The organism is Acinetobacter sp. YQ_14, from assembly GCF_043102985.1.
Lineage (GTDB): Bacteria > Pseudomonadota > Gammaproteobacteria > Pseudomonadales > Moraxellaceae > Acinetobacter > Acinetobacter venetianus.
Window position 1 is genome coordinate 223,068 of record NZ_JBICJJ010000024.1, and the last position, 13,499, is coordinate 236,566.

At 38.1% G+C, this 13,499-nt stretch carries 11 protein-coding genes; 6 read left to right on the forward strand and 5 right to left on the reverse strand.

Going from position 1 to position 13,499, the window contains the following annotated elements; genetic code table 11:
* Nucleotides 1–225: 225 nt before the first annotated feature.
* Both ACF8D3_RS14300 and ACF8D3_RS14305 read left to right on the forward strand, forming a co-directional pair.
* Complete coding sequence (locus ACF8D3_RS14300) at nt 226–1,164, forward strand: hypothetical protein (RefSeq protein WP_019384014.1); 939 nt, start codon at nt 226–228, stop codon at nt 1,162–1,164.
* 35 nt (nt 1,165–1,199) lie between these two features.
* Entirely contained in the window at nt 1,200–1,343 is a 144-nt protein-coding gene (locus ACF8D3_RS14305) for a hypothetical protein (protein WP_004878454.1), read from the forward strand.
* Between the two features lie 78 nt (nt 1,344–1,421).
* Here the strand turns inward: ACF8D3_RS14305 and serC are convergent, their stop codons facing one another.
* Complete coding sequence (gene serC, locus ACF8D3_RS14310) at nt 1,422–2,501, reverse strand: 3-phosphoserine/phosphohydroxythreonine transaminase (RefSeq protein ID WP_392472028.1); 1,080 nt, start codon at nt 2,499–2,501, stop codon at nt 1,422–1,424.
* Between the two features lie 348 nt (nt 2,502–2,849).
* Here serC and ACF8D3_RS14315 point away from each other — a divergent pair, with 348 nt between their 5' ends.
* Genes ACF8D3_RS14315 through ACF8D3_RS14330 form a run of 4 tightly spaced genes read left to right on the forward strand, consistent with a single transcriptional unit; the run spans nt 2,850 to nt 7,765 of the window.
* The gene (locus tag ACF8D3_RS14315) at nt 2,850–4,346 is read left to right on the forward strand and encodes a TolC family protein (RefSeq protein WP_392472030.1); all 1,497 of its coding nucleotides are present in this window, start codon (nt 2,850–2,852) and stop codon (nt 4,344–4,346) included.
* A gap of 12 nt (nt 4,347–4,358) precedes the next feature.
* A complete protein-coding gene (locus tag ACF8D3_RS14320) occupies nt 4,359–5,522 on the forward strand; it encodes an HlyD family secretion protein (protein ID WP_392472032.1) in 1,164 nt (387 codons plus the stop codon).
* A gap of 3 nt (nt 5,523–5,525) precedes the next feature.
* Nucleotides 5,526–6,656, forward strand: coding sequence for an ABC transporter permease (locus ACF8D3_RS14325; protein WP_392472034.1), 1,131 nt, complete (start codon nt 5,526–5,528; stop codon nt 6,654–6,656).
* A complete protein-coding gene (locus tag ACF8D3_RS14330; RefSeq protein ID WP_392472035.1) occupies nt 6,653–7,765 on the forward strand; it encodes an ABC transporter permease in 1,113 nt (370 codons plus the stop codon). Before ACF8D3_RS14325 ends, ACF8D3_RS14330 begins: the two co-directional genes overlap by 4 nt.
* An 8-nt stretch (nt 7,766–7,773) precedes the next feature.
* On the opposite strand, the gene ACF8D3_RS14335 is transcribed toward ACF8D3_RS14330, so the two are convergent.
* The 4 genes from ACF8D3_RS14335 to ACF8D3_RS14350 all read right to left on the reverse strand — a co-directional run bounded on the left by ACF8D3_RS14335 (nt 7,774) and on the right by ACF8D3_RS14350 (nt 13,489).
* Nucleotides 7,774–8,496 carry a hypothetical protein gene (locus tag ACF8D3_RS14335; protein ID WP_392472037.1) on the reverse strand — a complete coding sequence of 241 codons (723 nt, stop codon included), beginning with the start codon at nt 8,494–8,496 and terminating at the stop codon, nt 7,774–7,776.
* A 149-nt stretch (nt 8,497–8,645) separates the two neighbouring features.
* Nucleotides 8,646–11,378 carry a DNA gyrase subunit A gene (gene gyrA, locus ACF8D3_RS14340; RefSeq protein WP_392472039.1) on the reverse strand — a complete coding sequence of 911 codons (2,733 nt, stop codon included), beginning with the start codon at nt 11,376–11,378 and terminating at the stop codon, nt 8,646–8,648.
* Nucleotides 11,379–11,731: 353 nt separating this feature from the next.
* On the reverse strand, nt 11,732–12,367 hold the full coding sequence (locus ACF8D3_RS14345) for a hypothetical protein (protein ID WP_392472041.1): 636 nt from the start codon (nt 12,365–12,367) through the stop codon (nt 11,732–11,734).
* A gap of 186 nt (nt 12,368–12,553) precedes the next feature.
* On the reverse strand, nt 12,554–13,489 hold the full coding sequence (locus tag ACF8D3_RS14350) for an FAD-binding protein (RefSeq protein WP_004640175.1): 936 nt from the start codon (nt 13,487–13,489) through the stop codon (nt 12,554–12,556).
* Between the last annotated feature and the right edge of the window lie 10 nt (nt 13,490–13,499).

Consider the following 13,499-nt stretch of genomic DNA (forward strand, 5'->3'; position numbering starts at 1 on the left):
CACAAGCCTAATTGAATAAATATATAGTTTAGCAGATTGCTAGAAAAGTAGAGTTAAAATGATCGAGTAAAAGCATTGCACTTTTCATCTAAAATCCATGATAAGAACATTGAATTAAAGGAAATAAAAAAGAAATAATTGCTCAGAATTACATATCCAGACTTGAAAAATTGAGGTTACCCTCGATTTAATAGAATAAGTTCAATCTTTTTAGCATCACGCTTTATGAAAAATCAAAACAGTCCAGAAACCATTAAAATTCAAGATCAAAATTTCGGTAATCATGTCGAGCATTGGAATTTATTGACAGATACACCCGAAGTGGATGTACCCAAATGGTTAGGATTGGCGCTAGATGCACCCGTAATGCCAATGGGCTTATGTGAAGATGAACAAGATATGGATCAGTCATTTTGGCTTATCCAAGGACCAAGTGGACAAAAGGTTTGCATCAATCAAATTATTGCAGTGGAAGACCAAAAACCTCGCGCATTAAAAACAGCTTTTCCAAGTTTTGAAAGTCCATATAAATATGATGCAAAAATTGAGCGTATTATTACCTGTGATTCTGCAACACAAGCAGTATTACGTCTAAATTTAAATAAAAATACCATTATTTATGCCTTCGATAATTTGTTCAGCGTAAATAACTGTCAGTATGATAAAAACCAAACCTATCAAGTTCAGTTTAATGCTTGGGCATATGAATTAGAACCTGTTGCTAAAGATGAGAAAATCGTTGTTGATGATCCAGCTTCAATTAAACATCACCGTGCTTTAAATGCAATTTTGGCTGAACATAATGGTATCGCACCTGAAAATTTACAGGAGCTTATTAATGAGTGGAAACCAAAAACGCCAGAAGATCAAGAACCTGTAACTGTCGACTTTTCTAAAATGGTTGCCTATTTATTTGGTGAGACATTAGGACAAGAAGATGAAGCTTGGTTTCAAGGTAATATCGTGGGTAAAACAACGATGCAGTTTATGCAGGATGAATATACCCTTTATGATGTCACTTTAGTTTTAGAAGATGATTTACCTGCAATCTTAATTCGTATTGCAACTAAAAACGTTTTGTATAAAAACTTTAACATTGGTGAATATATTCGCGGTAACCTATGGATTCAGGCGAATATTTATGCTAAAACTGCTTCTAAGTGACAAAAAATCACATAAATGGCATTTTAGGCGTTCTAATGAAAATTATACCAGAACAAACGACCACCAGTCTTATTCATTCAAGCGACCAAGGGCTTAAACTTGATGTTGGTGCTTTTTGCTTTTTTTTACTAGGTATGTTTCTAGCAGCAATCATTTTTCATCAAATTGGCTTGTTCTAATTCTAATTTTTGACCATGACCTAATTCAAATAAAAGCCCTCAATGATGAGGGCTTTTATTTTATCTATAAAATATAGCTTATCCGTGACGTTTCGCGAATTCATCCATAAAGTTCACAAGAGCTTGAACACCTTCCAATGGTACAGCGTTATAAATACTTGCACGCATACCACCAACTGAACGATGACCTGCCAAATTAAGCAAATGATTTTGCTCAGCTTCTTTTAAGAATGTCTTTTCAAGTGCTTCATCAGCAAGTGTAAATGGTACATTCATCATAGAGCGATTTGGTACCGCGATTGGGTTGTTATAAAAATCGCTTGAATCAATATAACCGTAGAGCAATTTTGATTTCGCTTGGTTCATTTTATAGATTGCATCTACCCCACCCTGCTCAAGTAACCACTCAAATACCAGTCCAGATAAATACCAAGCATACGTTGCTGGTGTATTCACCATAGAACCGTTCTTCGCTTGATCAGCATATTTCAAGATACTTGGGATCTCAGGTTTTGCTTGATCTAATAAATCTTCACGAATAATGACAATGGTTAAACCAGCAGGCCCAATGTTCTTTTGGGCACCCGCATAAATAAGTCCAAACTTATTCACATCTACTGGCGCAGACAAAATACTTGATGAATAATCGCAAACCAAAGGAGCAGCTACATCAGGTACACTCGCGAATTGCAATCCACCAATCGTTTCATTATCTGCATAATGAACATACGCAGCATCATTCGATAGATTCCAAGTACTTTGTTCAGTAATCGCATGTTTACCATCAATCATGGTGCCCGCTTCAACGATATTAATATCGCCATAACGTTTTGCTTCTTTTAATGCTTTCTCAGACCAAATACCCGTATGAATATAATCCGCTTTATTATTTTTACCGAGTAAATTAAGCGGAATCGCTGAGAATTGTAAGGATGCGCCACCTTGTAAGAACAACACTTTGTAGTTTTCAGGAATATTCATGAGCTTGCGTAAATCAGCTTCTGCCTTTTCTGCGACAGCAACATAGTCATTGCTACGATGACTCATTTCCATGATCGACAAGCCCTTACCCTGCCAATCCAACATCTCTTGTTGAGCTTTTTCTAAAACAGCAGTAGGTAATGCAGCAGGACCAGCGCAGAAATTATAAGCACGCATGAGTTTTCCCTTGTTAAAGTGAAACAAATTGAGATGGGAATTTAATCATAGATTGGCGAAGCTTGCAGCAGCTTATCCAGTAAATATTTCAATTTGACTGTAAAAAATAGTTTAATTTTTCAATGATGTTTTTGTGATTTCCATAAATTTTCAAATTGTCTTTTAATAAAAATTATGAAAGATAAATTATTTTAATTTTCAATCTGATATATAGATTAAATACTCTATTTTTTACAAATTAACTACACCAATTCTATGCATTCAACTATTTAATTAAAAACATAATATTTAAATTTTACAAAAAAAACTTAGACTAGCGCAGGTATTATTAAATTGCGATATATCATCATGTTGAAACGACATAATCGGCCCAATGTTCAGATCAAACGGTTTCCAAAGCAACTTTGTTTAAGTATTAGCTTAATCAGCAGTGCCTTATTTTCAACATCTTTATTCGCACAAACATTTAGTTATAACGAGGCGGAACAATATGTTGTAGAAAATGCCTACGCCTCTCAAGCGCAGCAAGCTTTACAACAAGCTTCACAACTCGAAATGGAGGCAGTTAAATACTTAGGACTGCCACGCATTGATTTAAATGCAACAGCCTATTCATTTCATAGTGAAACCAGCGTCCCACTCGAATCAAGTAAACGTAGGCTCGAAAACTCACTCACGCGTGGATTTGATGACAAATTATCGCAATGGGAAAATGTATTACCGCCAGATGTAATTGATCAAGTTGGTCAAGGATTCGATCAAGTTGTCAGTGATGGTTTAAATAAAGTACCGAATAATGTTGACGTCACAATTAAAGACCACGATGTTCGCACCTCTATTTCTATGGTGATGCCACTTTATACGGGTGGAAAAATTACCAGCGCCAAGCAAATTGCAACGATTCAAGCACAACGCTCTAACATTAGCGAAAAACAACAACAAGACTCTCAAAGATTCGAAATGATCCAATCTTATTTCAATGTGCAATTACAACAACAGTTGTTGAATGCAAGTTTATTTAATCTAAATGCGATGCAAGAACATTATAACAATGCTCTGAAACTTGAACAGCAAGGCTTTATTAATAAAGGCCAGCGTATGCAATTTGAAGTCGCTCGTAACAATGCAGAACGTACTTATCAAAATGCGAAATCAAATCTTCGCGCCAGTGAATTTAGTCTTCAAAATCTATTAAAAACTAAAGAAGATCTCAACCTGACAACACCACTTTTTGTAAATAATACGCAAAGTCAGTCTTTAGACAAATTACTAGCAAACTATGACGAAAACTCAAGTTTGATTAAAAAGCTAAAAATGGATACTGAGCTTGCGAATGAAAATATCAAAATTCAACAATCAGCGAAGAAACCAAGTGTTTTTGCCTTTGGTGAATACGGTTTAGATAGCAAAGAGAATTGGATTATTGGCGTTATGGCAAAGTACAACCTTTTCTCTGGAATCGATAATAATAAAAATATCCGAGCGGCTGAGCTGAAGAAATATGCTGCTGAACTCATGACAGAGCGAACCAAGCAAGAAGTTGAAAACGTCATATACAAATCTTATAGCGAGTTAAACTCATCACAGACTAGTCATCAACTTCTCACCCAAAATATTAAAGCTGCTCAAGAAAACTTACGCATTCAACAGCTATCTTTTAAAGAAGGAATGGGAACAGCAACCCAAGTGATTGATGCACAAAATGCATTAAGTGCTTTAAAAAGCGAAATGTCGATCAATGCGTATAAATATATTTTATCGCTCGCGACTTTATTGCAAAGCTATGGTTCGATTGACGAGTTCAAGCTTTATGTGAATCAACCACGAACTGACTATATCCGTTAATTGGAGAAACTTATGAGCCAAAATCAATCATCATCCAATTCTGAACGTGATACAGATCAAGTTAAACAAACGACTGATACTTCTTCAACAGAAACTCAGGTAGAACAAGTTTCACCTATTGAGCATACCGAAAAAGTGGATGCTATAAATACACCTTCAAATCAAGAAATTCAACCAACTGAACCACCGAAAAAAAGTAAAGCTAAAATTATTGGTTTAATTGTCCTAATTCTATTATTAGGCTTGATTGCTTTTGGACTATGGAAAGCCTATCAACCGCAATCGATTGAATTGCAAGGTCGAGTCGAAGCTGAAACTGTACATATTAGTACTAAAGTTCCGAGTCGTATTGAAGAATTTTATGTGACTGAAGGTCAAAGTATCAAAAAAGGACAAGCACTGGTTCGTTTTGTTAGCCCTGAATTAGAAGCCAAGAAAGAACAAGCCCAAGCAGCCTTACAAAGTGCGACAGCTTTTCACTCAACCATTTATCGTGGTGCGCAACAAGAAAATATCGATACTCTCTATGCCAACTGGCAAGCAATGAAGACACAAGCAGAGCTAGCCGCTACAACCCATAAACGTGGTGAAAATCTTTATCAACAAGGTGTTATTTCACGTCAGCGTCGTGACGAGATGTTAGCGGCAAAAACCTCTGCTCGTGAGGCCGCAGAAGCAGCATATCAACAATATGCTCGTGCAAAACGCGGCAGTACCGAGCAACAAAAATCTACTGCTGATGCGCAAGTTGCGATGGCTCAAGCAGCAGTGAAAGAAGCAAATGCACTGACTGAAGAAACTAAACTCTATTCACCTACCGATGGCACTGTCTCAAAAACTTATGGTAAACCGACTGAATTAGTTGCAACAGGAGTTCCTGTCGTCAGTATCATTGAAGACCATGATCTGTGGATCAGCTTGAACGTTCGTGAAGATATGTATAGCTCAGTGTATAAAACTAAAACACTGGAAGGTTACATCCCTGCCCTTGATCGTAAAACAACATTTAAGGTTAAGAGCATTGATGCCGAGGGTGACTTTGCGACGATTAAAACCACACGCCAAACTGGTGGTTACGATATTCGCAGTTTTAAATTTCACTTAGTCCCAGAGCAATCCATTCCTGATCTAAAAGTCGGTATGAGCGTATTATTCAAAATTGAAGAGGTAAAATAAGCAATGTTTGCAGTGATGCTGCGGGAGTTGCGTTATCTCAAACGTCATAAAGTTGATCTTTTTATGGCAGTGATTGCGCCTTTGCTGGTTATTTTGCTGTTTGGGAATATGTTTTCATCTGGTAAAGCCGAATATTTACCGATTGTGGTGATAGATCAAGATCAAAGTGAAATGAGTCGTAAGGTTATTCATGCGCTCAGTATTAATCATACGTTAAAAATAAAAACGATTACTTCTAGCCAAGATGAAGCAGAAAAACTGATTAATACAACTGAGGCGTGGGGATTTGTGATGATTCCCGAAGGTGCTGAGCAACGCTTAGTTAAAGCTCAGGATGCGCAAATTAGCATTGCCTATAACCAATCCTTTTTTAGTATTGGTAATACCATCTCCTCCGCCATGCTCATCAGTACTTTAAATGGTATGGCTGAGTATTTAGGGCAAAGCTATCTGGCAAATACTATTCCATATTTAGATGTCCCCACACCACACATCAAAATCTCGACCCTTTATAACCCAAGTATGAGTTATGAATTGTTTCTTGAGCCATTTATGGTGCCTGCTGTACTCCATCTCTTGTTATGTTGCTGTGTGGCTTTCGCCATCGGGCAAGAGTTTAAGCGGAAAACGGTTAATGAATGGGTCAATTCTAAACAGGTGATTTCAAGCTTATTAGGTAAAATATTGCCCTATGTTTTCATTTTCTGTGCATGGACAGCATGTTGGATGTTTTGGTTAGCGCATGTCCGCGGTTATTTCATTGCAGGTTCACTAACACTCATTTTAGCTGCACAATTTCTATTCTATTTTTCCTATGCTGTTATTAGCAGCACTGTTGTTCTTGCGACAAAAAACCTGCCAAAAACTTTTGGTTTTATTGCACTTTATGGTGGATCATCCCCTAGTTTTTCAGGAATCACTTTACCCTTGAATAATGCTCCTGCATTTACTCAATTTTGGTCAATGATTATTCCTTATACCCCCTATGCCAAGCTACAAACAGAACAATGGATTATTGGTAGTGACCTTTATGTTTCACTTATACCTTTTAGCATTTTAGTTATTTTCGCCATCCTGTTCTTTGCACTTAGCATTCGTCTACTCAAGAAAAATGTTCAGGAGATTCATCCATGAAATCATTTTTCGATTATTACATTCAGACGTTTAAGAATATTTTTGCCAATAGTTCAGTCTTTACAACATTGATTGCCGCGATCTTGTTATATAGTTTTTTTTATCCAACCGCGTATAAAGCACAAACAGCCGAAGATATTCCAATTGTGATCGTCGATGAAGAACAAAGTATTTTAACGTCAAAGATCATTAGTCAAGCGTCTAACAGCCCTCATATCAAGATCAAGACCGTGACTGATAATTTTCTTGAAGCTCAGCGAATGGTTCAAAATCAACAAGCGGAAGGCATTTTACTTTTACCAGAGAATCTAACCAATAGTCTCAAACGCGGTGAAATGGGAGGGATTGGCCTTTATCTGAGTACTGCATACTTCATTCGAACAAAAGAAGCCGGCGTAGGTTTAGCAGGTTCTATTGAATATACCTTGCAAGAATATCTAGAGAAATTTGGCAATGCTTCACAGTTTCATCCAGAGCTTTCAATTCATCAGATCCCGCTGTTCAATACTATCTCAGGCTATGGCAGCTATATTTTCCCAGCCGTCGCAAGCTTGATCATTCACCAAACAATTTTACTTGGTCTTGCCATGCTGATCGCCAGTTATCGTGAAAATGGCTGGGCTGCGAAACCCATCGAATTTTGGGCAACTTTTACAGCTATCTTTACCATTGGCTGTTTAGGATGTTTATATTTATTCGGATTTACATTTTGGTTGTATGAATATCCACATGGTGGCAATTTCTGGGGCATGCTGTTAGCTGTACCGATTTATGTCAGTTGTATAATTGGTTTAGGGATGCTAGTCGGTTCCTTAGTTGATATGCCAGAACGCGTGGGACATTTAATAGTCGTGACTTCTGTCCCCTTATTTCTACTTACAGGAACGGCATGGCCACATGAAGCAATGCCAGAATGGATGCAATGGTTTGCATGGACACTGCCGTCCACGAATGGCGTACAGATGTTTGTACAACTCAATCAAATGGGAGTACCAACATCTCTTGTAATCCCAAAACTTATTTATCTTATAACTTTGGGCACAATCTTTTTGGCACTGTCTTATTATCGCTTAGTTATCATGAAACCAATGAAAAAGGAAGCTGTTTAGCTTCCTTTTTATGATTGACCACTAAACTGTTTTTTGACGACATTCACCAATTTTTCTTTCGCTAAGTTTTCTATAACAGTTCCATGTGCCACAACTAGATGCTGAAAATCCAGTTCCAGCAATCGCTCAAAATCATTTTTTAAGCTTTTTGATTTTGGTGTCACTCGCTTTAACCAAGGTCCACCAATAAATAAACCCAATCGGAATCCCATTAAATAAATAATAATTTTGCTGAGAAAACTAAAATATTTCCAATCACCCCAATGTTGAATACTATCTGCCGTAATCAGAAGTTTTCTATCCTTAATAAATAAAATTGCTTCAGGACATGTAGCCTGTTCAAATATAAAAAACTCAGAATTTGTTATTGGAGGGTGTATTTCAGCTTGAATCATTTGATGAGGAATAAGCTTGGGATAATTCACATGTTGAGCTTGACTCCAAAGTTGTGCTTGATAACGGTCAATATAAAACTGATCATCCAAACCATGGAAATCACCCAAACGAATAACATGCCGTACTTGCCCCAAGCTATCTAATTTCTTTAATTCAGATTCAGACATACGAACAGCATTAATTAAGGTAAGTTCATTCCCTTGTTTTAAAATGATCATATTACGATTCATTAAAAGACCTAAACCAAGCTTTATACTCCCCCTCAATAAATAAATATTTTCAAATATTTCAACGATTGGATCATGTGGATAGATAGGCGCATAGTTTTTTGTCATGGTTATTTTCTCAATTATTTTAATATCAGTATATCTTATACGATAAAACAAAAAATATTAGATTGACCAATATATATGAAGCTCAGTCAACAAAGTGATAAACATAAAAAAACCCAAAGCTGACTTTGGGTTTTTTGTTAAGGCATTAATTATGCATCAGTTGCATCATCTTTTGGCTCTTGTACTGCTTCTTCAGAAGTTGCTGCATCAAGCTCAGTATTTTCTACCGATTCCTCTATAGCATCCAACTCTTCGTCATCTTCTACAGCTTCAATAGATACAACACCTACAAGTGTTTCAGCATCACTTAAACGGATTAAACGAACACCTTGAGCATTACGTCCAGTCGTCGCAACTTCTGCAGCACGCGTACGTACCAATGTACCACCATCAGAAATCAACATAAGTTCTTTGGTTTCATCAATTGATACCGCACCAACAAGCTCACCATTACGCTCACTTGTCTTAATTGCAATGACACCTTTACCACCACGTTTCTTAGTTGGGAAGTCATCTACAGGTGTACGTTTACCATAACCGTTAGCACATGCACACAATACTTCGCCAGTTTCTGGCACAACTACCAATGAAACGATACGGCTGATTAAATTCGAATCTGATGAATCATCATTGTCATCACTATCATCATTTTCAACATCTGCATCTTCAGCTTCGATGGTATTGCTTGCAAAACTTACACGCATACCACGCACACCTTTCGCTGTACGCCCCATTGCACGAACATCAGTTTCAGCAAAACGAATCGCCTTACCTTCATTCGAGAACAACATAATCTGCTGATTACCATCCGTAATCGCAACACCAATTAAGGTATCTTCCTCATTCAGCTCAATCGCACGTAAACCATTTGAACGAACATTACTAAATTGCGCGAGTTCGACACGTTTTACCGTACCTGATGCAGTCGCCATGAATACATAGTGATTGTCAGGGAACTCCGTCAACGGCAAGATTGCTGTTACGGTTTCATTTGCTTCCAGCGGAAGTAAATTAATGATTGGACGACCTTTAGCACCGCGAGATGCTTGTGGTACTTCAAACACACGTAAACGATAAACTTTACCCACATTGGTAAAGCACAATACCGTTGCATGGTTTGAAGCCACAATTAAATGCTGAATAATGTCATCATCTTTCATTGCAGTTGCAGACTTACCACGACCACCGCGACGTTGTGCTTGATAATCAGAAAGTGGTTGAGTTTTTGCATAACCTGTTTGAGACACAGTTAATACAACTTGCTCTTCAGGAATTAAGTCTTCACGGCAGAAATCAATACCTGACTCAACAATCTCAGTACGACGACCATCACCGTATTGTTGCAAAATCAAGGCAAGTTCTTCACGAATCACATTCATCAACAAGTTAAAGTCATTTAAAATTGCTGTTAATTCAGCGATTTGACCTAGAATCTCAGTATATTCTGCGTGTAACTTATCTTGTTCTAAGCCAGTTAAACGGTGTAAACGTAATTCTAAGATTGCGCCAACTTGAGTTGGTGATAAGCGATAGATATCACCAGACAAACCGAATGGACGTGCAGGATCTTCGCCTTCGATCTCATCAGGTCGAACTGAAATTGCACCCGCTTTTTCTAGCAATGCAACAACACCACCGCCAGCCCACTCACCCGCTTGCAAACGCTCACGTGCTTCAGCTGGGTTTGCAGATGTTTTAATGGTTTCAATAATGGCATCGATATTTGCCAAAGCTACCGTTAGACCTTCTAAGATATGACCACGTTCACGAGCCTTACGTAATTCGTACATAGTACGGCGAGTCACAACCTCTTGGCGGTGACGAATAAATGCCGCAATAATATCTTTTAGGTTCATCAACTTTGGCTGACCATTGTCTAGGCAGACCATGTTGATGCTGAACGAGTTTTGTAGCTGTGTATGCAAGAATAAATTATTGACTGCAACTTCAGCGTTTTCGCCACGCTTCAAGTCGATGGCAATACGCATACCCTCTTTATCAGACTCATCACGAAGCTCAGAAATACCTTCGAGTTTCTTTTCTTTCACTAACTCAGCAATACGCTCAATGGTTTTTGCTTTGTTGACTTGATAAGGAATCTCAGTAAAGACAATCGTGGTACGACCTGTTTTTTGGTCTTCTTCAAAGTGATATTTACCGCGAATATGCAAACGACCTTTACCTGTACGGTAAGCATCTACAATACCTGATTTACCGTAAATAATGCCGCCTGTAGGGAAATCTGGACCAGTAATGTGTTCCATCAAACCTTCTACAGAAATATTCGGATTATTTGCATAAGCCAAACACGCATTCACAACTTCGGTCATATTGTGTGGCGCCATATTGGTCGCCATACCTACCGCAATACCTGTCGTACCATTAATCAAAAGATTAGGGATACGTGTCGGCATCACTTGAGGAATACGCTCAGAGCCGTCGTAGTTATCTTCCCAATCAACCGTATCTTTTTCAAGATCAGCCAAAATCTCATGGGTTAATTTTTGCATACGAACTTCGGTGTAACGCATTGCAGCTGCGCTATCCCCATCGACAGAACCGAAGTTACCTTGACCATCAACAAGCATATAACGCAAGCTAAAGTCTTGCGCCATACGAACGATCGTTTCATAAACTGCGCTATCACCGTGTGGGTGATATTTACCGATCACGTCCCCGACAACACGAGCAGACTTTTTGTACGCTTTGTTATAATCGTTGCCCAATTCATGCATCGCATATAGTACGCGGCGGTGAACAGGTTTTAGACCGTCTCTAACATCTGGCAATGCACGAGAAACAATTACGCTCATCGCGTAATCTAAATATGAATGCTTGAGTTCGTCCTCAATGGCAATCGGTCTGATTTCCGATACGCTCATGCATACTCCTTGTGTACAAATAGAAATTTCTATCTGTTTTTATGTCTTCAATCTTGCAAAAATTTAGCCCAGAAATTGGAACTAAAAATAAAAAATACAGCGAAAAATTATAGCATAAAGGTCATATAAACGGGGAGTACAGCAATCGGAAAATAGCATTTTTTTACAATAAAAAGTTTATTAGAATTAACAAGTTAAAAACATTGAATTGGATTGGAAAAGATACGAATAATTAAAGACCCAATTTGATTAAAATATAAACAAAACGGCTTGTGAAAATAATGATTCCTAGGATTGCAATATAGATTTTAAAGCCCACTAATCTAGAACAATAGCTGCAGGCTTTTTAAATCTTAGTTAGATTCCGTACACACCATTGCCATATCAACCTCAACTGGTCGATCTTGCTGCATAAAGAAAAGAGCAGCAGAAAATAACGCAAAAATAAATGGTGTTTCATATAATTCTTCTACAACATCTTGGCTCGCTAGATCAGTCAATAGCCATGAACCAATAAGACGATGATGCTCGACACAGTCGGCGAAAAATAAAGATACGATTGCTATCATTAAATACCAAAATGGAAACCTGACAAAGCGTACTTTATACGCAATCTCAGCACGTAATTTCGATGAGAAAAGCATAAATACGACTGGTGCAATCACAACCACAGAGATGGCTCTAAAGTAAATCTTTGCAACATCAGGAAAAAAATCACGTCCCCAACTGATACTCCGCCCAAAAAACATAAACCACCATGCGATAGCCCACATCCAAAACCATTTCTTTTGATCTGATAAGCTTTTAGGCTTCATATAGAACCAAGTAAAAGGCACACATAGAAGTAAGATTAAAGCTTGCACATCCTCGATTAAATGTACATTCCACGTCAACAACCACTCAACTTTTGTAATAGAGATCAGGAGAGTAAGCAATACTAAACTAAGCAAAAATAGCGCCTTAGCATCAAAGCGCATATCAAATTTCATCAGGAGATAACCTATCCAAATTGGATAAAAGCTAATTTTAGCAAAAGTGTACTAACAAGTACACTTTAAGATTAAAACAATAACTTAATTTGATAATAGAATTTAGGACGCGATACATATTATTCAGATTTTTTTAATCATAAAAAAACGCTCCTTTCGGAGCGTTTTTCAACTTAATTCAAAGAATTAAAGTTTAGATACCAATTCTGGTACAACAGTGTTCAAATCACCAACTAACCAGTAGTCAGCAACGCTGTTGATTGGCGCTTCTTCGTCTTTGTTGATCGCAACAATAACTTTAGAATCTTTCATACCAGCTAAATGCTGGATCGCACCAGAGATACCGATCGCCATGTAAAGATCAGGCGCAACGATTTTACCAGTTTGACCAACTTGGAAGTCGTTTGGTACGAAACCAGCATCAACCGCAGCACGTGAAGCACCTTGTGCTGCACCAAGCTTATCAGCTAATGGGTCAAGTACTTTATGGTAGTTCTCACCAGAACCTACACCACGACCACCAGAAACTACGATACGAGCAGCAGTTAATTCTGGACGATCAAGTTTAACGATTTCTTCGCTAACAAACTTAGAAATACCAGCATCGTTTGCTTCAGCAACAGCTTCAACTGCAGCAGAACCACCTTCAGCAGCAACCGCATCAAATGCAGTACCACGAACTGTACCAACGATAATTGCTTCGTCAGATTGAACAGTTGCGATCGCGTTACCTGCATAGATAGGACGCTTAAACGTATTTGCAGATTCTACAGCAATGATGTCTGTAATCATGCTTACGTCAAGAAGCGCAGCAACACGTGGAAGAAGGTTCTTACCAGTCGTTGTAGAAGCAGCTAATACGTATTTGTAACCACCTTTCGCGATGTCAGCAACTAAGCCAGCAACGTTTTCAGCAAGTTGGTTAGCATAAGCAGCATTGTCAGCAAGCAATACTTTGCTCACACCAGCAACTTTAGCAGCAGCGTCAGCAACTGCTTGAGCGCCAGAACCAGCAACTAATACAGTAATGTCACCACCAATTTTTTGAGCTGCTGCAACAACGTTTAAAGTTGCACCATTCAAAGTTTGGTTGTTGTGATCTGCGATAACTAAAATACTCATGATTTTACTC